The organism is Marinimicrobium sp. ARAG 43.8, assembly GCF_050113635.1.
Classification (GTDB): domain Bacteria; phylum Pseudomonadota; class Gammaproteobacteria; order Pseudomonadales; family Cellvibrionaceae; genus Marinimicrobium.
On record NZ_JBNJLT010000007.1, the window covers coordinates 44,486 to 65,980 of the forward strand.

The window sequence follows — 21,495 nt, forward strand, 5'->3', positions numbered from 1 at the left end:
ATTAAGCGTTTATAATGAGCCCCGCCTGATGGAGCACTCCCAAAAGGCTGTCTTGAACCACTGATGACCTCCGATTGAAGAGTTTCGAGCTATGAGTTCTGTTGTTGTCGCCGCACTGTATAAGTTTGTGGCGTTACCCGATTATCGTGAATTGAGCGAACCGCTTCGCGATCGCTGCAATGAGCTGGGCTTGAAAGGCACTTTATTGTTGGCCGAAGAGGGTATGAATGGCACGGTGGCGGGGTCCCGAGAGGGCATTGATGGGCTGCTGGCTTACCTTCGCGCCGATGAACGCCTGGCCGATCTGGCGCACAAGGAATCGCCCGCGGATGGACAGCCCTTTTACCGGATGAAGATCAAACTCAAGAAAGAGATTGTCACCATGGGCGTGGAGGGCATTGACCCTCGCCACATTGTTGGCACTTATGTCGCACCCAAAGAATGGAACCGCCTGATCAGTGACCCAGAAGTACTCGTAGTGGATACTCGAAACCACTATGAGTACGCGATTGGCAGCTTTGAGCGTGCGCTTGACCCCAATACCGAGACCTTTCGGGAATTTCCGCAGTACGTGAAGGACAATCTGGACCCGGCCCGTCACAAAAAAGTGGCGATGTTCTGTACCGGCGGCATTCGGTGTGAGAAAGCCACTGCGTATATGAAAGAGCAAGGGTTTGACGAGGTGTACCACCTGGAAGGTGGCATCTTGAAGTATCTGGAAGAAGTGCCGGCCGAAGAAAGCCTGTGGCGTGGAGAATGTTTTGTATTTGATAACCGGGTGGCAGTGGATCACAACCTGGAGCCCGGATCTTACGATCAGTGTCATGGCTGTCGGCATCCCATTACCGAGGAAGACAAATCGTCACCGCACTATATGAAAGGGGTGAGTTGCCCTCGCTGCTATGGCCGGTTGACCGACGATCAGAAGACACGCTTCGCTGAACGCCAGAAGCAGATCGAATTGGCGCGTCGACGCAACGAAGTACATTTGGGAGCCGAGCCTCCCGCTCGACAGAAACGTGCGGCGGGTGGCTCCTGACCGTTTTGATTACCCCTTTATTCGGGAGGACTGGCTGTGGAACCTCTGGATTACGATAACTGGGATGTGGATGTAACGGCAGGCCGCGCGGTGCATGCGTGTGGCTTTCAGCTTGAAGTGGAGGGCAGCGTAAGTGATCCCTCCGGTGTGTTTCCCTCCGGATATCCCGACGGGCTAAGTTACGCTGAGCAGGCGAGATTGTTGCGCTCAGGCATGCAGGCGCTGGCTTCTGCGGGAGGCGGAGGCGCCGTGGCGACACCTCGGGGGCGCCAACCATCCATTAACCCAAAAGCTCAGCAGGCCGGGCAAAAAGCCCGGATGTTTGCTGAGCAAAGCAAGGATCGTCCGGCGCGCGCCAAACTGTCTCTAAAAAGATCGCCCGCTAACGAATGACCAGCTGGCCGCGAAGCTGCAGGTCAGTGCGGTGGTTGTCCAACTGACCGAATAGCTGGTCCATTCGGGTTCCCGCTATTTCTGCCTGGCCGGCGGAAACATGCACTCCGCCTCCGCTCGCGACCAAACGGTCCAACTCTGAGGTAGTGGCGTCGATGGCCGCCATAATGGCCTGTGTGGTCGGTTCGTCTCGGAAGACCCGGCCCTGTCCGGTTAATGCCAAATATTGGTCACACTCCTCCAGCCACTGCTTCCGTTGTTTCAGAAACTGGCTGATATTGCGCATGCCCCCTTTGTGGCCGGTTTGGAGCTTGCCGTCCCGGTAATTCTGCAGGCTGTCTCGGCCGCGCAAAAGAAAAGCCACACTGGTGTCCTGGCAATAGTTGGCCGTCAAATAGCCTGGAAAGGTGATGTTATGGTCGGTCATTGCCGCTTCGCGCTTACAGGTTTCGTCACAGGCGAGAGCGGAGTGACAGAAGAAAACCCCAAGTAGAATCATGTATTTTTTCATAGTCACGCCAGTCGGTTGTTATGGATGTTGTACCGCTTCAGCGTTTATATAAAAGATTTGGGCGCAAGGGTCAATTGTTGCGCCGCAAATCAGGGGCGTTATTAGAATTCAGTCTAGAAGGTGAGCTGTTAGACGCTTTGGTAGTAAAAACCAGTAAAAACCTACCAGTCGTTTTCCTCGTCACTCTGGGCGTGGGCGGCCAACAGCCAGGCGTAAATACGTTGCACGCTGTTGGAGAAGGCGTCTGTCGAATATTGTTGTGCAAACGATTGTGCCTGATGAGACAGACGCGCCCGTAACGTGTCATTATCAATCAGTTCTGTCGCTTTCATGCACCACAGCTTGAGATTGTCGGGGGTTTTAAAACCATTTTCATCGTCGCGCACCACATCATCGATACCGCTGGAGCGCACCGCCACCACTGGCATAGCCGCTGCCATCGCTTCAAGGATGACCATTCCCTGCGTCTCAGATTTAGACGCGAACACAAACAGATCGCCGAGGCGGTAGTACAGTGGCATCTCATCCGGCGGCACAGCGCCCACCAGCGTGACATGGTCCGCGAGACCTTCGCTATCGATGCGCTCTTGCAGGCGGTGGCGCTCGTGGCCGTCACCAATGATTAACAAATGGAAGGGTGTTCGGGTCGTGCCTTGCAAATGATTCACCGCATCGAGCAGGAAATCGATATTCTTTTCCGTAGATAGCCGTGAAACACTGATCAGTACCCGTTTTCCCTGCAAAGCAAAACGTTGACGCAACGGTACGAGTGATGTATCGCTGACGGATTGAAAACGATCATAATCAATGCCAGTCGGCTGGACGAATATGGACGTCTTGACGCCGATCATCCGCAGGTATTCTTCTGCGGAGTTGGTAGGCACAATGACGCCGTTGCAACGATTGGCAAACCGTTTGATCAGTGCGTGCGAAATCAAGTTACGGAACAGGGCGCCGGGCAAGGGCACGAAATGTGCGTAATGCTCCAGTCGTGTGTGGTAGGTGTATACCACCGGCACGTTTAGCCGCCGCGCCATCCAGACGCCTAATGATCCCATCCAGATAGGGTGATGAACGTGAATGATCTCGGGGTGAAAATTACGTATGGCTTGTCGTAGACGCCGGGTAAAGATATTGGCTAGACGAAACTCCCCGCTGATACCAAAACCCAACAGCGAGGGCGCGCGTATTACGTGAGTGTCGTTTTCCGGAGCGGCTGGTTTCTCACTGGAGTCGTTCACGGACTTGTTTCGGTATTGCGGTGCGACCACAAGAACGGCATGGCCGAGCGCTTGCAGGCCGCGCCGAAGCCGTTCGATAGAGAGCGGTACACCGCCGATGAAGGGCAGGTAGTTATTGGTAAACATAGCCACCCGCAATGGACGTTCTAGCCAGGGGGTGGGGTCCAGATCGAAGTTGGGGTAGTAGTCGCGACCGATAAAGACGCGCTGATACAGCTTGATGCCGACCACCATAAACGCGCTTATCAATAGAAAGAAGTTGATATAACCTACATAAAATAGTGAATAGACAAAAAACCAGAAGCCTTCAAGTCTTTTCAGCAGTGGGTGCTGACCAATTTCCAGACGCTGCATTTGCAGCGACACCTCGTCGCCGTTCACCTCGACCGCTACATAGTGGTAAAAACTCTCATCATCGTTTAACACGAGTCCGCCGGCACCGCCCGTCGTAATAAACTCCGTCCCGCCGTGAGTTTGTTCGGAAAACAGAGGAAGGTTGGCTGAGAACACCGCCGTCACATGGTGCTGTGAAATCAGTCCGAGCAGAGCTTCCCGAAACAGTGTGTCTTGCAAGTACTGATCTTCGCGTTTGAAAAACAGGTCATGCTGAATCGGCAGAAGGGGGTGGCCAATAAACAAAAACACAGGGCCATAGTTCTGTTCTTGAAGCAACCCTTTGAGCCATTCGATTTGCCAGCGCCAGGGCGTTTTTCCAGTGCTGTCCAGAAAAATAAACTGACTGCGACCCAGCTTGAAGTTGTAGAAGTACGGGCCGAAGTGCTCATAAAACCGAAAGCTGCCAAAGTCCTGATATTCATTTTCCCCAAAGGTTAACAGGTAGGGGATGGTGAGGTGGCTGAGTGTGCCGTGCAGTGCCCGGTACTTATCTTCGCCGCCTCCGCTAACGGCATTGCCTGCGGAAATCATGAAGTCCAGGCCGGATTGATTCAATGCCGGAATGAAACGCTTTTCAAAAACACCGACAGAGTTGTTGATGTTGCCAAGCACGGCAAACTGAAACTGCTCGGGGTCCTGAATACGGTTCTTGATGTCTTGTAGTTGCTCAGTGTGGACGCTGCTGAACTCGGGCCGCTCCAGATTCAGGTAAACCTTATAGCCGATCAGGAACCCGACAATAACCAGGTTGAGGTAAAACAGCCATTTTAACAGCCGGATGTGTTTCATGGTGTTAAGGGATTCTTCCGGGGGCTAACCAGTTCATTGGCGAGCGTGCGTTTGAACAACCACAATCCGATCACCATGCCCACGTAAATGGTGAGCAGCCGCCAGGTGATGATGACCAGTATCAAATGCTGGCCGCCGATCAAGGCGCGGAAAAAATGGCCAAATACCCCCTCGGAAATGCCCGACGCGCCAGGCGTGGGCGAAAAATACATAATGAAGGTGGTGATGTTGAGCAGGCCGAGCGCGGTTAAATAGTCTGCTGAGTAGCCCAGCGCCCAAATCAGTAACGAAGGGAAGCTGAACAGCGTCAATAGAAATACGGCAGTGAAAAAAATGGAAAGCGTAACGGCCCACCGATCACCGGCCCAATACTCGCCGAAAGCTCTGGCAAAACGAAGCATTTCCCGCCGCGCTTTGTATTGCCAGCGCTGATGGCGATGATCGCTGATCCAGCGCCAGCGATGCAGGCGTGTCAGAGTGGCGCTAATGGGGCCGATTAACCACCGGGTGCGGAACAGTACGAGAGAGAAGAATCCGAGATAGATAAACACAAATACCACCAGCGCCGTGCCCACATCGGCGCCAATGCTTTCTTTATCAAAAATATTCAACGCCAACAGGCACACAGGGGTGAGTGAAAAAATGAAGGCGACCGCGAGCAGCGTCCGGATCGTTGTGGCGGCGGTCGCGTGCCCGATAGGAACGCCGGAGCGCTGTAGGTACCAGATCTGGGCAAAACCGCCACCTGTCGCCATCGGTGTAATGTTAGAGAAGAACAGGTTGATAAACACCAGCTTTAACAGCCGCGGCAGCGGCATATGATGCCCGAGCGCTTTCAGCGTATAGCCCAGGCGCAGCGCATCGGACACATAGTAAGTGGCCAGCAGCATCATAGCCGCCAGCACAGGTACGGGCTGAATCAGCCGGGTATCGAAGGTCAGTTCCCGTCCGGCGAATTGTTGATAAACCGAATAAAGCCCTGCGGCGGTCAGCGCTATGAAAATCGCGCCGAAGAGTGTTAGCCGTCGCCATGAGTTGGGGGTTTGTTGAGGCAAAGCGCTGCGTCCTGTTTAAATCGGTAAAATTGCCAGGAAGGCCAGCGGCTGTTTGCTGATGGCGACGAACGTGATAGGCAGGTGCTTGACTGCGGCGATCATGATAAAGGCGTCCGGGTAGAGTCGTCAGGCTTTGTGCACCCGTTTCGGATGCTTCCGTGCCGGATAGCAAGTTCGGCAAATGTCGCATACGGTACCATCGCAGCGCCGTGCGGAACAGTGCTCACGTCCATAATAGATGATTTGCAGGTGCAGATCGTTCCATCGGTCCTTGGGGAACAGGCGCTTAAGATCTTTCTCGGTCTGTGTCACGCTCTTTCCCGTGGTGAGGCCCCACCGCTGGGCCAGCCGATGAATATGGGTGTCCACCGGGAAGGCGGGTTCGCCAAACGCCTGACTCATCACAACGCTGGCGGTTTTATGGCCCACGCCGGGCAGCGTCTCCAGTGCATCGATATCCTGGGGTACCTTGCCGCCGTAATCCTCCACCAGAATGTGCGACAAGCGAGAAATGGCTTTGGACTTTTGCGGAGAGAGGCCGCAGGGGCGAATAACGGCCTTGATATCCTCTACCGGCACTTTGGCCATATCGTAGGGATTGTCGGCCAGTTTCCACAGATGGGGGGTGACCTGGTTAACGCGTTCATCGGTGCATTGAGCCGACAGAAGCACCGCGACCAAAAGCGTGTAGGGGTCTTTATGATCCAAAGGGATGGGAGGAGCCGGGTACAATACCTGGAGTCGTTCCAGAATGAGCGCCACCCGGTCGGCTTTTTTCAGGTTTTTCAGTTCGGTCATTGCCATCTCTTCGCCAACGCTAAAACTGAGCCATAAACGCTTTTAGACGGCGCGCCGCTTCGACGCACTCTTCAGCAGATGCCACCAGCGCCATGCGCACGTACTGGTCTCCGGGGTTACCGTTCCCGGTGGATCGCGCGAGATAATTGCCGGGCAACACGGTAATATTTTGCTGGGCAAACAGCTCGCGAGCAAACGTTTCGCTGTCCACCGGGGTGCGCGGCCAGAGATAAAAGCCGGCCTCCGGCCGCGACACCGCCAGGCAGCCATCCAGAATATCCAGCACCGCTTCAAACTTCTGCCGATACAAGGCTCGATTGGCCATTACGTGGTCTTCGTCTTCCCAGGCAGCGATACTCGCCAGTTGCGAGGGAACGGGCATCGCACAACCATGGTAAGTGCGGTAACGCAGAAACTCCGCCAGGATCGACGCATCCCCGGCTGCAAACCCGGAACGCAGGCCGGGCAGGTTCGAGCGCTTGGACAAACTGTGAAACACCACGCAACGGTTGAAATCAGTGCGCCCCAGCTCGCAACAGGCTTGCAACAAACCCATGGGGGGAGCCCCCTCGTCGAAATACAGCTCCGAATAGCATTCATCCGAAGCAATGACAAAGTCGTATTGGTCGGCCAGTGCCAACAGAGTGCGCCAATGCTCCAGCGTGAGCACCGCGCCAGTCGGGTTGCCCGGTGAGCACAAGTAGAGCAATTGGCAGTCGCGCCAAGTATCGGGAGAAACCGCTGAAAAGTCCGGGATATAACGGTTGTCGGCGGTGCAATTCAAAAACGCCGTGTTGGCACCCGCCAGCAGAGCGGCCCCTTCGTAAATCTGGTAAAACGGATTCGGACTCACTACCAACGGATTGGTTTGTGTGCGATCCACCACCGCCTGGGCAAACGCAAACAACGCCTCCCGCGTACCGTTAACGGGCAGCACCTGGGTTTCCGGGTCAAGCATATCGGCAGAGAGTTTGAAACGCCGCTCGGCCCAGGCCGCGATAGCCTGGCGCAGTTCGGGAAGGCCCTTGGTGGCCGGGTAGTTGGCCACGCGGTCGAGATGGTTGCTGAGCGTATCAAGCACGAACTGAGGTGGCGCGTGTTTGGGCTCACCAATGGACAGCGCGATATGGGCCAACCCTTCGGGTGGCTGAATGCCCGCCTTGAGACTGGCCAGCTTTTCAAACGGATAGGGGTGGAGTTGATTCAGATCTGGGTTCATAAGGTCAATCTTGTTGGCAAATTGATTCCTGCTTCTAACCGGGGTTGCCGAAGCTGGCCTCTCTAAAGATTCACCACCGACGATGTCTTGGTCGCTCGCTTGTCCAACTGCTCACAAATCTCCCGCTGCAAAGACTCACAGAGCGCCGGATCACTCAGCGGATTACCCTCACCATCGGTAATAAAAAACACATCCTCCACGCGCTCGCCCAGCGTCGCAATCTTCGCGTTCTGTAGCTCAATACCAAACTGAAGAAAAATACGCCCAATACACGCCAGCAAGCCTGGGCGATCCGGACTGATAACCTCCAGCACCGTGTAACCACTGATCATATCGTTACTCAGGCGGGTACGAGTTGGCATCGTGAAATGCTTCAAACGCCGGGGGGTGCGGCGGCTGATCACTTCAGAGTAATCATCCACCAGGCGCAATTCCTCCAGCAGGGCATCGTGAATCCGTTTGAGCACTTTAGGGTCATCGCCCAACGGCTCACCATTTTGATTCAGTACAAAAAATGTATCGGCGGTATAACCACTGCCGGAGTTGTAGATACGCGCGTCCTGAATGCTGAGGTTTAGCTGATCCAACGCCGTGGCAACAGCGGCAAAAATATTGTTGTGCCCTTTATGGCGGACAAAAATCTGCGTGGCACCTTCGAGCTCACGGCTGCTGGTACGCTTGATTAAAATCAATGGCGCTTCGCTATCGTGATGGGCCATGGCTTCGGTATGCCAGGCAATATCCAGCGCGGTTTCACGCATGAAATACTCTTCGCTCATATCTTTCCAGAGCGTCCAAACCGTTTCTTCCTCAATGTGTTTGCGCTCAAGTTTGCGTAGCGCGGATTGCTGCGTCTCTTCAATTAACTCGTGTTTGTCGATATTGTTTTCCAGCCCACGACGTAAGGCACGCTTGGTTTCCAGGTAAAGCTGGCGCATCAGGCTGGCGCGCCAGGTATTCCACAGCTCTTTGTTGGTGCCGTTAATGTCCGCTACCGTCAAACTGTAGAGGTAATCCAGGCGCTGTTGGTCGCCAATACGCAACGCAAAATCGTGGATGACATCGGGGTCGGAAATATCCTGCTTTTGCGCGACCGATGACATTAACAAATGTTGTTCTACCAGCCAGCACACCAGGCGGGTGTCCCGTGGTGACAGGCCGTGACGCTGGCAAAACGCCTCGGCATCCACTGCCCCCAGGGTTGAGTGATCGCCGCCTCGCCCCTTGGCAATGTCATGGTACAGCCCGGCGATATAAAGCAACTCTGGTTTGGGCAACCGCCTTATCAGGTGAGCCGCGATAGGGAACTCGTCCTTGGCATCCGGCTTCCAGAAATCGCACATATTCTGCATGACTTTCAGCGTGTGTGCGTCCACGGTGTAAATGTGGAAAAGGTCGTGCTGCATCTGGCCGGTCACAAGGCCAAATTCCGGCAGGTACAGGCCCAGAATGCCATAGCGGGACATACGCTTGAGCTGTTCGACCAGCCCTTGCGGATACTGGAAAAGTTCGAGGAACAGGCGGGTATTCTCGGGCGCGCAACGATAGGCGTCGTCGATCTGGTAACGGCTTTCGCGCAGCAGCCGAATCGTCGAGGCACGCACGCCCTGGATGTCGGGGTGTTTTGCCATCAACACAAAAATTTCCAGCAATGCCGACGGCGTTTCCTCGAACACATAAATGTGGGTGGCTTCGATGTAGTGGTCGCGTAACTGGAACCGCTCACTCAGTGCCGTAACGTTTTTGCAGGCGCCTTTTTGCAGAATGACTTCATGTAAAAACTGAAGCAGGACATCGTTGAGTTCCCGCAGTGACATGGCCAGCCGATAGTAGCGGTGCATAAACTGTTCGACCGCCAGGCTTTCGGCATTGTCCCGGTAGCCAAACAGAGCGGCCAGTTCGCGCTGGTGATCGAATAGCAACCGGTCCTCGGCTCGACCGGCGATCATGTGCAGTCCGTAGCGTACCCGCCACAGGAATTCCTCGCCGCTTTGCATCAGTGAGAACTCTTCTTCCGTGAAGAAGCCTTTGCCTTCAAGCTGCTTGAGGGTACGAACCTGGAAAAAACGTTTTGCGACCCAGCTGATCATTTGAATGTCGCGCAATCCGCCGGGGGCATTCTTGATATTGGGTTCGAGATTGTATTCGGTGTCGTTGTACTTCTGGTGCCGATCCAATTGCTCTTGCCACTTGGCTTTGAAGAACGCATCCGCGGGCCACAGCTGGTCTGGTGCCGTTTCCTGCATCAACTGGATGCGTAAAGAGGAGTCGCCCACCAGGGTGCGGGACTCCATCAGGTTGGTCGCGACGGTAATGTCGTCGCGGGCGTAGCCGACACACTCTTCCAGAGTCCGCACGCTGTGGCCAATTTCCAGGCCAATGTCCCACAGAAATGTCAGTAATTGCTCGATTTGGCTTTGGCAGCGCTCCAGCGTGCTTTTATTGCCCGCGAGAATCAGCAGATCGATATCCGAGTGCGGATGCAGCTCACAGCGGCCATAGCCGCCCACGGCTTCCATGCTGATGCCCAGCGGCCAGGCGTGGCGGTGCCAGACATAATGGAGCATGCAATCTACAAACAGTGCACGGTCGTGGATCAGTGCACGGATGTCTTCCCCTTCCCGAAAGCGGGCGTCGAACTGCCGGTTGGCCGCCGCGATTGCATCTTTGAAGACGGTAATAACGGGTTTTTCGAGCAGCGCACGACGAAAACGGGCCTGATCAAAAAAGAACAGAGGGCGTTCAAAGTAGGGGATTGACTGGATCTCCATGCTTAGAAGGATTCCTCCCGGCGGGCCGTCAGCACTTCCACACCATCGCTGGTTACCGCCAACGTATGTTCCCATTGCGCGGAAAGTCGGCCATCGCGTGTTTCCACCGTCCAGCCATCCGGCTTGGTTTTGGTGTGTCGTTTACCGGCGTTGACCATGGGTTCAATGGTGAAGGTCATGCCTTCTTTAAGCTCCATCCCCGTATCGGGGCGGCCGTAGTGCAATATCTGGGGGTCTTCGTGGAATACGGCGCCAATGCCGTGGCCGCAGTATTCGCGCACGACGGAATAGTGGTTGCTCTCAGCGTGCTGCTGGATGATGTGGCCAATATCTCCGAGACGAACGCCCGGCCTGACCATCTCAATGCCTTTGTAGAGGCATTCCTGGGTGACCGCTACCAACCGCTCGGCGTGCGGGAGGCGTTTGCCGACAAAATACATTTTGCTGGTGTCGCCGTGGTAACCATCATAGATGACCGTGACGTCGATATTGATGATATCGCCGTTCTTCAATGTCTTTTTCTCTGACGGGATACCGTGACAGATCACTTGATTCACCGAGGTGCAAATAGACTTCGGGAAGCCTCGGTAGTTGAGGCAGGCAGGGATGGCGTTTTGCACGTTGACGATGTGCTCATGGCACAACCGGTCCAGCTCGGCGGTGGTGACGCCGGGTTGGACGTGTGGCTCAATCATTTCCAGCACTTCGGCGGCCATTCGACCGGCGACGCGCATTTTTTCGATCTCTTCGGGGGTTTTGATACTGACAGACATGCTTTCTCGCCAAAATTGCAGGGAAAAGTCCTCATTCTAAACGATCCGGGCGGTCTCCGACAGCCCGCTGGGGGAAGGTCAAGGCCGCCGGGAAAGGGCATTTTGGGTTTCCCTGGGAAGGGAATTATGGTATAAAGCGCGGCTCTGCAACCCGAGCTGTCTCGGCGAGCGGGGCGCCGGACTCCTCCGGGAAGCGGCATAGTATTGAAACCTTAACGTCACACACGCACCGTTACGTTCAGCCTGGGTGCCCGCAAGCGGGTTGGTTGACCGGGTGTGTGGAGGCCTAACCCGATATATAGGAATGACAAAATGCCTTCAGTAAGCATGCGCGATATGCTGCAGGCTGGTGCCCACTTTGGCCACCAGACCCGCTATTGGAACCCGAAGATGAACCGCTTTATCTTTGGTGCCCGCAACAAGATTCACATCATCAATCTGGAAAAAACCGTTCCCGCCTTTGCTGAGGCGATGGAAGTGGTCAAGAAGATGGCCGCCCAGAAGAAAAAGGTGCTGTTCGTCGGTACCAAGCGTGCTGCTCAGAAAACCATCAAAGAGCAGGCCGAGCGTGCTGGCATGCCGTTCGTCAGCCATCGCTGGTTGGGCGGGATGCTGACCAACTACAAAACCATCCGTGCCTCTATCCGTCGCTATCGCGAGCTGGAAGCCCAGAGCCAGGACGGAACCTTTGAAAAGCTGACCAAGAAAGAAGCCCTGATGCGCACCCGTGATATGGAAAAGCTGGAGCGCTCCATTGGTGGTATCAAAGACATGAGCGGCCTGCCGGACGCTTTGTTCGTGGTGGATGTTGACCACGAGCGTATTGCGATCCAGGAAGCCAAGAAGCTGGGCATTCCGATTATTGGCATCGTGGATACCAACAGCAACCCGGACGATATCGACTACATCATCCCGGGTAACGATGACGCTATCCGCGCTATCAAGCTTTACGTAAGTGCCATGGCTGACGCCTGCCTGGAAGGTGGGAAAGAAGCCCAGGCCGTGCCTAACAAAGACGAGTACGTGGCTGCCGAAGGTGAAGCGGCCGCCGAGTAAGCTCTGCGTCTCACGGCCAGGCAAAGGGGGCAGGCCAAACGGCGGCCCCCTTTTTTCGAATACTGATACAGACCTAATTCAAGAGGAAAGCGACATGGCTGCGATTTCTGCGTCAATGGTTAAGGAACTGCGTGACCGTACCGGGCTCGGCATGATGGAGTGTAAAAAAGCCCTGAATGAAGCCGATGGCGACGTCGAGCTGGCGATTGAGAACCTGCGTAAGGCCAGCGGCCTGAAAGCCGCCAAAAAGGCTGGCCGCACCGCTGCGGACGGCGTGGTCAGTGTGAAAGTGGCTGACGATAATGCCTATGGCGTTGCTGTTGAAGTTAACAGCGAGACCGACTTTGTGGCTCGTGACCAGGGCTTCCTGGCGTTTGTTGAAAAAGTGGTTCAAAAAGCGTTCGATGCCAAGCAGACCGATGTGGCGGCTCTGATGGATGGTGAACTCGAAGGCGAGCGCGAGGCGCTGGTTCAGAAGATCGGCGAAAACATCAGTGTTCGTCGAGTGGCGATTCTGGAAGGCGGCGTGATTGACGGTTATGTTCACTCCAACAACCGTATCGCGGTGCTGACCCAGCTGGAAGGCGGCGATGCCGAGCTGGCTCGTGACGTGGCCATGCACGTTGCCGCGGTTAACCCGCAAGTGATCAACCCGGACGATATGCCCGCAGAGCTGGTGGAAAAAGAGAAGGAAATCATCAAGGCCCAGCCGGATATGGAAGGCAAACCGGACGAGATCGTCGAGAAAATGATGGTGGGTCGTATCAACAAGTTCCTCAAAGAAGGCAGCCTGGTTGAGCAGCCCTTCGTGAAGAACCCGGAAGTGAAAGTGGGCAAGCTGGCGAAAGACGCTGGTGCCTCTATCCAAAGCTTTGTGCGTTTCGAGGTGGGTGACGGTATCGAGAAAGAAACCGTCGATTTCGCTGAAGAGGTTGCCGCACAGGTAAAAGCGTCCTCCAAGGGGTAAGTAACGGCTGGTCTCTCCGCCGGGCAGGACTTGCGCCCGCCCGGCGGTTCACCGACACTACCACAAGCCCCCAGCGGAGAACCCGATATGCCGAGCGCACGCGACAAGAAGTACAAACGAATCCTGCTCAAGCTTAGCGGCGAAGAGCTGATGGGATCTGAAGGTTTTGGGATTGACCCCAAAGTTCTCGATAAAATGGCGCTTGAAATCGGCCAGCTGGTCGGTATTGGCGTTCAAGTCGGCTTAGTGATTGGTGGTGGCAACCTGTTCCGTGGTGCGGCTCTGAGCAGTGCCGGCCTGAATCGCGTGACGGGCGACCACATGGGTATGTTGGCGACCGTTATGAACGCGCTCGCCATGCGCGATGCACTGGAGCGCTCGAACATATCCTCCCGCGTGATGTCTGCCATTCCCATGAGTGGTATCGTGGAGCACTATGACAGCCGTCAAGCCAACCGCGCCTTGTCCGCTGGCGAAGTAGTCATCTTCTCGGCCGGTACAGGCAACCCGTTCTTTACCACGGATTCTGCGGCATGCCTGCGTGCCATTGAAGTGGAAGCCGATATCGTGCTCAAGGCGACAAAGGTGGATGGCGTTTACACCGCCGACCCCATGCAGGATCCGAGTGCGACCAAATACGATCGCCTGACCTATGACGAAGTGCTGGAGCGTAAGTTGGGTGTGATGGATCTCACCGCGATTTGTCTGTGCCGGGAGCACTACATGCCGGTGCGGGTATTCCGCATGAACAAAGCCGGAGCGCTGCTCAATATTGTCGTGGGCAGTAATGAAGGCACCCTGATCGAAGAGGGCAGAAACGATGCTGAATGACCTTAAAAAAGAAACGGAAAGCCGTATGGCCAAAGCGCTGGACGCGCTGGGCAACAACTTCAACAAAATTCGCACCGGACGTGCGCATCCGAGCATCCTGGATGGCATACACGTTAATTACTACGGAGCGGATACGCCGTTGAACCAGTTGGCGAATATCGGTGTGGAAGATGCCCGTACGTTGAGCATCAGCCCCTGGGAAAAAAATCTGGTGCCAGAGATCGAAAAAGCGATTATGAAGTCCGATCTCGGTCTTAACCCGTCGACCAATGGCGGCCTGATCCGTCTCCCAATGCCCGCGCTGACGGAAGAAACCCGCAAAAATTACATCAAGCAGGCTCGCACCGAAGCCGAGAATGCCCGGGTTTCGGTGCGCAACGTGCGCCGGGACGCGTTGTCCGATGTTAAAGCCTTATTGAAAGACAAGGAAATCACTGAAGACGAGGATCATCGCGCTCAGGACGATATTCAAAAAATTACTGATAAATACATCGCCCAAATCGACAAAGCGCTCAGTGCCAAAGAAGAGGATCTGATGGAGATCTGAGTCGTCAGGGGCGAACGATGGCCCCTAATGACCTCACTGGCAACTGATCCGGGAGTTTTTTGTGAGCAGCAATTCCTTGCGCCATATCGCGATTATTATGGATGGCAACAACCGCTGGGCCAAGCAGCGAGGTATGAACGGTGTGGCGGGGCATAAAGAGGGTGCCGAACGTATCCGCGATATTATGACCGCCTGCCAGGAGCTTGAGACTGAAGTCTTGACGCTCTTCGCCTTCAGCAGCGAGAACTGGAAGCGGCCTCGCAAGGAAGTCGAAGCTCTGATGGGTTTGTTCCAGTGGTACCTCAAGCACGAGACCCGCGAGCTGCGTCGTAAAAACGTCCGCCTGAAAGTCATTGGCAATCGCGACAATTTTTCTCCCGCGTTGCGCAAAGCGATCGACGAGGCCGAGCGCGTTACCCAGGAGGGGCAAACCACTCTGGTGATAGCGGCTGATTACGGTGGGCGTTGGGATATCGCCCAGGCTGCCCGCCGCATGGCAGAGAAGGTGGCCGAGGGTGATCTCTCCCCGGATGATATTGACGAACACTCCCTTCACGATTACACCAGTCTCGCTGAATTTCCCGAGCCTGACCTGCTGATTCGCACGGGCGGTGAAGTGCGGATCAGTAATTTCCTGCTGTGGCAGTGCGCCTACGCCGAGCTGTATTTCAGTCCGGTACTCTGGCCTGCATTTGGCGGCGACGAGTTAAAAAAGGCCGCACAGGATTTCTACCAGAGGCAGCGGCGATTTGGACTGACCTCAGATCAGGTTTCTGGCTCTGTCGAGGCCCGACATGCTTAAGCAGCGGGTGATTACCGGACTCGTTCTCGCGGCGGTATTTGCACTGGCGCTGGTTTATTTGCCGGGGCCGCTATTTTCAGCCTTTGCCGCCACCATCACACTGATTGCAGCCTGGGAATGGGCGAACCTGTCAGGTTTTGCCCGCTATTGGCAGCGTGCCGCCTACGTGACAGTTATGGGTGTCATTCTGGCGGGGGGGGCGATGTACCTGAATGTGCATACGCTACCGGAAGCCGCGCTGGAAGACAGTGCTTTAGCGGAGGCGCAGCGCCTGTCCTTCCGCAATATTCTGATGGTGGGCTGTGGCTGGTGGGCTCTGGCGTTGCTTTGGGTGCAAGGGTATCCGAGCAGTGCTCTGCTGTGGCGAAGTCGCTGGATGCGTGCCGGCATGGGCTTTTTCGTGCTGATACCGGCCTGGGCGGCGCTTTCCTATTTGCGCGTGCAGGATGGCGGGCTCTGGCTGCTGCTCCTGCTGGTGATGATCGTAGCCTGCGCTGATATCGGTGGATACTTTGCCGGACGACGCTGGGGCCGCCGCAAGCTGGCGATTAATGTCAGTCCCGGTAAAACGTGGGAGGGCTTTGCCGGTGGTGTGGTCGCCAATTTGTTGCTCGCGCTCCTGATCGGCTCCCTGTTTGAAGGGGGGCTGCTATTCTGGATAGCCATTATTATTCCCACCAGCCTGGTGTCGGTGCTGGGCGATTTACTGGAAAGTATGGTCAAGCGCTATCGTGGCATCAAGGACAGCAGTGCGCTGCTGCCAGGCCATGGCGGTGTGCTGGACCGGGTGGACAGCCTCACTGCCGCCGCGCCCGTATTTGCGCTCGCCCTGTTGGCCGGCGGCTGGCCGCTGGCCTGAGGTGACACTTCCAATGACTACCGATCAGGTAAGGAATCAGGCGTCTGTACAGCAAGTGACGTTGCTCGGCGCCTCTGGCTCAATTGGTGCTAGTACACTTGATGTACTGGCGCGGCACCCGGACCGATACCGTCTCTATGCGCTCACCGCACACCGTCAGTGGCGGAAGCTGGGCGAGTCCTGTTTACGCCACCGGCCTCGCTACGCGGTGGTGGTAGAGGCTGCGGGGGCCGAGGCACTCAGTGCCTGGCTGAAAACACACGGCAGCGATACGCGGGTGCTGTGTGGTGAAGACGCATTATCCGAGGTGGCTTCCGCCCCCGAAGTGGATACCGTAATGGCCGCTATTGTCGGGGCAGCGGGTCTGGTGCCAACGCTGGCCGCTGTCGAGGCCGGCAAGAAGGTCCTGCTGGCCAATAAAGAGGCACTGGTTATGGCTGGCGGACTTTTTACCCGTGCGGTGGCCCAGCACGGTGCCACGCTGCTCCCGATTGATAGCGAACACAATGCAATCTTTCAGTGTCTCCCCCGTCATCCCGATGACTGCCTGGCCGGAGAGGGCTTGCGTCAGAGCGGGGTCCGGCGTATTTTGCTGACCGCTTCCGGTGGCCCGTTCCGGGCGCTTTCCGCCCGGGAACTGCTTGATGTGACGCCGGAGCAGGCCTGTGCCCACCCGAATTGGAGTATGGGTCAGAAGATTTCCGTGGATTCGGCCACGCTGATGAACAAGGGGCTGGAGCTGATTGAGGCCTGCTGGCTGTTTCACACGCGTCCCGATCAGATTGAAATAGTGGTGCACCCGCAAAGTGTGATCCACTCCATGGTGGAGTACGTGGACGGTTCGGTGCTCGCGCAGATGGGTAACCCCGATATGCGCACTCCCATTGCGCATGCTCTGGCCTGGCCCGACCGCATTGAATCGGGAGTGGCCAGCCTGGATGTGATCGCCACGGCTCGACTGGATTTTGAAGCACCGGATACAGCTCGCTTCCCCTGTTTGAAGCTGGCTGCCGAGGCGGCTAGGCAGGGCGGCACAGCCCCCACGCTTTTGAACGCTGCCAATGAAATCGCGGTGGCGGCTTTTCTGGAAAGGCGACTGGGATTTACCGAGATTCCAGTGGTGATTGGCACAGTTATGGAGCGTTTATCCACTACTGAACCCCACGACCTGGAAATGGTCCAAACCGCCGATCGGCAGGCACGTGAACTTGCGCGCCATCTGATTGATGCACGATGAGAGGTAAGCCGTGGCACTGATTCAGACAATCCTCTGGTTTTTGGTCGCACTGATCGTGCTTGTGGCGGTGCATGAATTTGGCCATTTTTACGTGGCGCGGCGTTGTGGCGTGAAGGTGCTTCGCTTTTCGATCGGTTTTGGGAAAGTTATTTGGCGTCGCTATGATCGCCACGGAACAGAGTATGCCCTGGCGAGTATCCCCATGGGCGGTTACGTCAAAATGCTGGACGAGCGCGAAGGGGAGGTGCCCGAGGAAGAGCTGGAGAGGGCCTTCAACCGGCAGAATGTCTGGAAGCGTATCGCCATCGTGGCTGCAGGACCGCTGGCCAACTTTATTCTGGCGGTGCTGCTGTTTTGGCTGTTGATGATTCCCGGTACGCAGGAGCCGATTCCGGTGATCGGGGAGGTCGCTCCGGGATCCGTGGCGGCGAGCGCCGGTTTGGAGCCGGGCCAGGAAATACTGTCCGTTGATGGCCAGCCTACGCCCACATGGCAGGCGCTGCATCAGCAGTTGCTGCGCCGTCTGGGGGAGAGTGGCACCATCAGTTTCCGCGTGAAGTACCCGGACTCCGAGCTGCAGTATGTTTCTCAGGCGAGTCTGGAGAACTGGCTGCGAGGGGTGGACGAGCCCGACCCAGTGGCCGGCCTGGGGTTGACGCTGGACCGGCCCAATACCCGGCCTATCATCGGAGAGGTAGTGGCTGACAGCCCGGCTGCTCAGGCGGGGCTGCAGGTGGGAGACCGCGTGTTAAGCGCCGATGGCCAGCCTGTTCCGGACTGGATGCACTGGGTGAACTACGTTCGCGAGCGGCCCGGCGAAGAAATTCAGGTCATTGTGGAACGCGAAGGGGGGCAAGAGAGTCTAGTGGTGACGCCCGATACCGTGAATCAGGACGGGGAACGGTTTGGCCGCGTCGGCGTTGCCCTGCAGTGGCAGCCCTGGCCGGAAGAGCGTATCCGGGAGTACCGGTACGGACCCGTTGAGTCTTTTGTGGCCGGGGTGGACCGTACCTGGGAAACCGCTGGGTTTGTCCTGCTGTCCGTTAAAAAGCTGGTGGTGGGGGAGATATCTACAAAGAACTTGAGCGGCCCCATCACCATTGCTAAGGTGGCGGGCGATTCTGCCGAGGGAGGGTGGAAAAGTTTTGTCGGGTTTGTGGCGTTACTGAGCATATTTTTAGGTGTGTTCAACCTGCTGCCCATTCCCGTGCTTGATGGCGGACACCTGCTGTATTACTTCATTGAGGTCATCAAGGGCAGTCCGGTATCCGAGCGGGTCCAGCAAGTGGGTTATCAAATGGGGCTGGTTATGGTGGTCGGGCTCATGGTGCTGGCTTTTTACAACGACATTATGCGGCTTTAGGCCTGGGCAAAGCGCCGGGCGGCGTGTGATCTTAACTGATAAAGACGTTTCTATGATGCGAGTTTGGATGCGATTGACGGGGTTGATGCTGGCCATGCTGCTCTCGGCGGCAGTACAGGCCCAGAGTTTTCAGATCAACGATATTCGGTTGGAAGGGCTGCAGCGGGTGTCCGCCGGTACAGTCTTTAGCGCACTGCCGCTGAGGGTTGGCGACCAGGTGACCTCAGAAGATATTCGTGCCGCCACCCGTTCACTGTTCCAGGTAGGGTATTTTAGTGACGTGGCCATGGGGCGCGATGGCGATGTGTTGGTCGTGCGGTTGGAAGAGCGTCCGGCGATCAACGAAATTACCATTGAGGGCAACAAGGTTATTAAAACCGAAGACCTTATGGGCAGCTTGCGTGAAAATGATTTGTTCGAAGGGCAGATCTTTCAGCGCGCGACCCTGGAGGGCATCAGTCAGGCGCTGGAGCGTGAATATATCGGGCAGGGGCGTTACGGTGCCTCCGTTGATATTGATGTGGAAGACCTGCCGCGTAACCAGGTAAAAGTGACGGTAAACGTCAACGAAGGCAAACCGGCGCGAATCAAGGGTATTAATATTGTCGGCAATGAGGTTTTCAGTAACGAAGATTTGCTGGATAACTTCGAACTGAAGTCTTCAGGGTGGTTTTCCTGGATCTCCGGTGATGATAAATACTCGCGCGAAAAACTGACTGGCGATATTGAAACCCTGGAATCCTATTACCTGGACCGCGGTTACCTGAGCTTTCGCATCGACTCCACGCAGGTAGCACTCAGCCCGGATAAATCCAAAATTTACATTACCCTCAATGTCTCCGAAGGCGAGATCTATACGGTCAGTGATGTTGAACTGGCGGGCGATCTCAAACTGCCTGAAGAATTGGTGCGCCGCATGATCATGCTGCGCGAGGGCGATACCTTCTCCCAGATTCTGATGACCAACTCCTCCGAGTACATAACGCAGCGGCTGGGCAATGAAGGCTATACGTTTGCCGAAGTGGAGGGGATCCCGGAAAAAAACGATGAAGACAAAACCGTTAAACTGACCTTCTTCGTTGACCCGGGCCAGCGAGCGTATGTTCGCCGTATCAACTTCAAGGGCAACACCAAAACCATTGACGAAGTATTGCGCCGTGAAATGCGTCAGATGGAAGGCGGTGCGGCGTCCAATTCCCAAATTGAGCACTCCAAAGTTCGTCTTGATCGTCTGGGTTTCTTTAAAGAAGTGAATGTGGAAACCAATGAAGTCCCAGGCACCAGCGACCAGGTGGACGTCGAGTATACGGTCGAAGAATCACCGTCGGGCAGCATGGGGCTGCAAGTGGGCTATGCGCAGTACACCGGCCTCTTGCTGTCCGCCAGTATCCAGCAGAATAACTGGTTTGGTACGGGTAAGCAGGTGGGCTTCTCACTGAGTAATAGCCGCTTCCAGACCGCTTACAACTTCAGCTACAACGACCCCTATTTTACAAAGGACGGTGTGAGTCGCGGGTTTAACCTCTACTACACCCAAAGCGACTATGCGAACTACAACGTCTCCGGTTACAGCACCGATGTATATGGCGCAAAAATGAGCTTTGGCTACCCGATTTCCGAGATTGAGCGGATCGGCTTTAGTATTGAGGGACGTGATCTCACGGTGAAAGCGAGCCGCTACTCCGCGCGCGAGATCGTTCGTTCGCCGATGATCCCGGTAGGGTCCCGTTATATCACCCAGGATCAGTACAGCGAGGTGCTGGATAATCTCGCAACGGGACGAGACTTCCCCAATAACTTCACCGGCAATACCGTCACGGAAGAAATGCTGGGCGAGCCGGGCTACATCGACCTGTACGGCGGAGAGTTTCAGGATGCGCTGGTTGGCTTCAATTACGTTCGCTCTACCTTGAACCGAGGCATGATGGCGACCCGAGGCAGCTCCCAGCGTTTTTCTCTGGAGGCCTCTGTGCCCGGTGGGGACCTTGAGTACTATAAACTGCAGTATCAGGCGGAAACCTATAAACCGTTGACGCGTGCGCTGACGCTTAAACTGCGCACTCGTCTGGGGTATGTAGACAGTTATGGTGACACAGAGTTACCGTTCTTCGAGCATTTCTACGCGGGTGGTTTTGGTTCCGTGCGCGGCTTTGAGCGCAACAGCCTGGGGCCGCGCTCAACGCCTTATGAAAGTTCTGTGACCGTGCCCTACGCCTGGGATGACGCCAATGGTGATGGCGTGCCCACCTCTGGGGAACTCTCCAATGCGTATCTGCTGTGTGAAAACCCGGATGATCTCGCGGGTGTTCCCACCGGCACTGGCACCGCCTTTAATTCCAACAGCTTTAAATGTCGCCCGGGTGAATTGGTCACTCAGTACAGTGTTGCCCAAAATCAGCTAGGGAGTCGCAACAGTCGTTATGACGCCTTTGGCGGCAACATTCTCACTGAGTTTGGCGCTGAGATCCTGTTCCCATTGCCCTTCATCAAGGATCAGCGCATGCTGCAATCGAGCTTCTTTGTCGAAGCGGGTAATGTTTTCAGCACTAACTGCAGCGAATTGCAGCGCAACTGCTACGAGCCGGACCTGAATCACCTCAGCGCCTCGGCCGGCCTGGGGCTGACCTGGATCACAGGCTTTGGACCATTGACCTTTGCAGTGGCTCGCCCGATCAACGAGAATGAAGAAGACAAAGCGGAATTTTTCCAATTTTCGTTGGGTGGATCCTTCTAACGCGGTATGATTGGCTCCTTTTCGGATCCCCGCGTGGAACACCGGGTCCCCCAATGGCTTCTTTCGGCCCTGGTATCAGGGCCGTTTCGTTTCCTAAGTCACTGATAATACAGA

The 21,495-nt window shown here is 55.8% G+C and carries 18 protein-coding genes; 11 read left to right on the forward strand and 7 right to left on the reverse strand.

Features of this window, described 5'->3' with window-relative positions:
- The first annotated feature begins 91 nt into the window (after positions 1–91).
- Both ACQCLF_RS13420 and ACQCLF_RS13425 read left to right on the forward strand, forming a co-directional pair.
- Positions 92–1,039 carry a rhodanese-related sulfurtransferase gene (locus ACQCLF_RS13420; protein WP_426988120.1) on the forward strand — a complete coding sequence of 316 codons (948 nt, stop codon included), beginning with the start codon at positions 92–94 and terminating at the stop codon, positions 1,037–1,039.
- Positions 1,040–1,075: 36 nt separating this feature from the next.
- On the forward strand, positions 1,076–1,432 hold the full coding sequence (locus tag ACQCLF_RS13425) for a hypothetical protein (RefSeq protein ID WP_426988122.1): 357 nt from the start codon (positions 1,076–1,078) through the stop codon (positions 1,430–1,432).
- On the opposite strand, the gene ACQCLF_RS13430 is transcribed toward ACQCLF_RS13425, so the two are convergent.
- The 7 genes from ACQCLF_RS13430 to map form a co-directional block, all read right to left on the reverse strand.
- Complete coding sequence (locus ACQCLF_RS13430) at positions 1,422–1,943, reverse strand: hypothetical protein (RefSeq protein ID WP_426988124.1); 522 nt, start codon at positions 1,941–1,943, stop codon at positions 1,422–1,424. The two genes, ACQCLF_RS13425 and ACQCLF_RS13430, sit on opposite strands and share 11 nt — an antisense overlap.
- Before the next feature lie 161 nt (positions 1,944–2,104).
- Positions 2,105–4,369: a glycosyltransferase gene (locus ACQCLF_RS13435; protein WP_426988126.1), complete on the reverse strand. Its 2,265-nt coding sequence runs from the start codon at positions 4,367–4,369 to the stop codon at positions 2,105–2,107.
- On the reverse strand, positions 4,366–5,424 hold the full coding sequence (locus tag ACQCLF_RS13440; RefSeq protein ID WP_426988128.1) for a lysylphosphatidylglycerol synthase transmembrane domain-containing protein: 1,059 nt from the start codon (positions 5,422–5,424) through the stop codon (positions 4,366–4,368). The genes ACQCLF_RS13435 and ACQCLF_RS13440 overlap by 4 nt, the downstream gene beginning before the upstream one ends.
- A 126-nt stretch (positions 5,425–5,550) precedes the next feature.
- Positions 5,551–6,222, reverse strand: a complete 672-nt coding sequence (gene nth / locus ACQCLF_RS13445) for an endonuclease III (protein ID WP_426988130.1) — start codon at positions 6,220–6,222, stop codon at positions 5,551–5,553.
- A gap of 19 nt (positions 6,223–6,241) precedes the next feature.
- Entirely contained in the window at positions 6,242–7,441 is a 1,200-nt protein-coding gene (gene dapC / locus ACQCLF_RS13450; protein WP_426988132.1) for a succinyldiaminopimelate transaminase, read from the reverse strand.
- Between the two features lie 62 nt (positions 7,442–7,503).
- Positions 7,504–10,212, reverse strand: coding sequence for a [protein-PII] uridylyltransferase (locus ACQCLF_RS13455; protein WP_426988134.1), 2,709 nt, complete (start codon positions 10,210–10,212; stop codon positions 7,504–7,506).
- Between the two features lie 2 nt (positions 10,213–10,214).
- Positions 10,215–10,985, reverse strand: coding sequence for a type I methionyl aminopeptidase (map, locus tag ACQCLF_RS13460; protein ID WP_426988136.1), 771 nt, complete (start codon positions 10,983–10,985; stop codon positions 10,215–10,217).
- Between the two features lie 312 nt (positions 10,986–11,297).
- Between map and rpsB the strand changes: the two genes are divergently transcribed.
- The 9 genes from rpsB (at position 11,298) to bamA (ending at position 21,381) form a co-directional block, all read left to right on the forward strand.
- On the forward strand, positions 11,298–12,041 hold the full coding sequence (gene rpsB / locus ACQCLF_RS13465) for a 30S ribosomal protein S2 (protein ID WP_426988138.1): 744 nt from the start codon (positions 11,298–11,300) through the stop codon (positions 12,039–12,041).
- A gap of 94 nt (positions 12,042–12,135) precedes the next feature.
- Positions 12,136–13,008, forward strand: coding sequence for a translation elongation factor Ts (tsf, locus tag ACQCLF_RS13470; protein WP_426988140.1), 873 nt, complete (start codon positions 12,136–12,138; stop codon positions 13,006–13,008).
- An 87-nt stretch (positions 13,009–13,095) separates the two neighbouring features.
- The gene (gene pyrH / locus ACQCLF_RS13475; RefSeq protein WP_426988142.1) at positions 13,096–13,839 is read left to right on the forward strand and encodes a UMP kinase; all 744 of its coding nucleotides are present in this window, start codon (positions 13,096–13,098) and stop codon (positions 13,837–13,839) included.
- Positions 13,829–14,386, forward strand: coding sequence for a ribosome recycling factor (gene frr / locus ACQCLF_RS13480; RefSeq protein WP_426988144.1), 558 nt, complete (start codon positions 13,829–13,831; stop codon positions 14,384–14,386). The genes pyrH and frr overlap by 11 nt, the downstream gene beginning before the upstream one ends.
- A gap of 61 nt (positions 14,387–14,447) precedes the next feature.
- Entirely contained in the window at positions 14,448–15,188 is a 741-nt protein-coding gene (gene uppS, locus ACQCLF_RS13485; protein ID WP_426988146.1) for a polyprenyl diphosphate synthase, read from the forward strand.
- Positions 15,181–16,047, forward strand: a complete 867-nt coding sequence (locus ACQCLF_RS13490; RefSeq protein ID WP_426988148.1) for a phosphatidate cytidylyltransferase — start codon at positions 15,181–15,183, stop codon at positions 16,045–16,047. Before uppS ends, ACQCLF_RS13490 begins: the two co-directional genes overlap by 8 nt.
- Positions 16,048–16,060: 13 nt before the next feature.
- The gene (gene ispC, locus ACQCLF_RS13495) at positions 16,061–17,284 is read left to right on the forward strand and encodes a 1-deoxy-D-xylulose-5-phosphate reductoisomerase (protein ID WP_426988150.1); all 1,224 of its coding nucleotides are present in this window, start codon (positions 16,061–16,063) and stop codon (positions 17,282–17,284) included.
- Between the two features lie 10 nt (positions 17,285–17,294).
- Positions 17,295–18,647: a sigma E protease regulator RseP gene (rseP, locus tag ACQCLF_RS13500; protein ID WP_426988152.1), complete on the forward strand. Its 1,353-nt coding sequence runs from the start codon at positions 17,295–17,297 to the stop codon at positions 18,645–18,647.
- Positions 18,648–18,702: 55 nt separating this feature from the next.
- Positions 18,703–21,381 carry an outer membrane protein assembly factor BamA gene (bamA, locus tag ACQCLF_RS13505; RefSeq protein ID WP_426988357.1) on the forward strand — a complete coding sequence of 893 codons (2,679 nt, stop codon included), beginning with the start codon at positions 18,703–18,705 and terminating at the stop codon, positions 21,379–21,381.
- Positions 21,382–21,495 lie beyond the last annotated feature (114 nt).

What these genes read in the sequence shown, in the direction of transcription:
- ACQCLF_RS13435 (WP_426988126.1), bottom strand. Translation starts at nt 4,369, where the DNA reads ATGAAACACATCCGGCTGTTAAAATGGCTGTTTTACCTCAACCTGGTT.
- ACQCLF_RS13455 (WP_426988134.1), bottom strand. Translation starts at nt 10,212, where the DNA reads ATGGAGATCCAGTCAATCCCCTACTTTGAACGCCCTCTGTTCTTTTTT.
- map (WP_426988136.1), bottom strand. Translation starts at nt 10,985, where the DNA reads ATGTCTGTCAGTATCAAAACCCCCGAAGAGATCGAAAAAATGCGCGTC.
- ACQCLF_RS13420 (WP_426988120.1), top strand. Translation starts at nt 92, where the DNA reads ATGAGTTCTGTTGTTGTCGCCGCACTGTATAAGTTTGTGGCGTTACCC.
- tsf (WP_426988140.1), top strand. Translation starts at nt 12,136, where the DNA reads ATGGCTGCGATTTCTGCGTCAATGGTTAAGGAACTGCGTGACCGTACC.
- dapC (WP_426988132.1), bottom strand. Translation starts at nt 7,441, where the DNA reads ATGAACCCAGATCTGAATCAACTCCACCCCTATCCGTTTGAAAAGCTG.
- ACQCLF_RS13430 (WP_426988124.1), bottom strand. Translation starts at nt 1,943, where the DNA reads ATGAAAAAATACATGATTCTACTTGGGGTTTTCTTCTGTCACTCCGCT.
- ACQCLF_RS13490 (WP_426988148.1), top strand. Translation starts at nt 15,181, where the DNA reads ATGCTTAAGCAGCGGGTGATTACCGGACTCGTTCTCGCGGCGGTATTT.
- bamA (WP_426988357.1), top strand. Translation starts at nt 18,703, where the DNA reads ATGCGAGTTTGGATGCGATTGACGGGGTTGATGCTGGCCATGCTGCTC.
- nth (WP_426988130.1), bottom strand. Translation starts at nt 6,222, where the DNA reads ATGACCGAACTGAAAAACCTGAAAAAAGCCGACCGGGTGGCGCTCATT.
- ispC (WP_426988150.1), top strand. Translation starts at nt 16,061, where the DNA reads ATGACTACCGATCAGGTAAGGAATCAGGCGTCTGTACAGCAAGTGACG.
- frr (WP_426988144.1), top strand. Translation starts at nt 13,829, where the DNA reads ATGCTGAATGACCTTAAAAAAGAAACGGAAAGCCGTATGGCCAAAGCG.
- pyrH (WP_426988142.1), top strand. Translation starts at nt 13,096, where the DNA reads ATGCCGAGCGCACGCGACAAGAAGTACAAACGAATCCTGCTCAAGCTT.
- rpsB (WP_426988138.1), top strand. Translation starts at nt 11,298, where the DNA reads ATGCCTTCAGTAAGCATGCGCGATATGCTGCAGGCTGGTGCCCACTTT.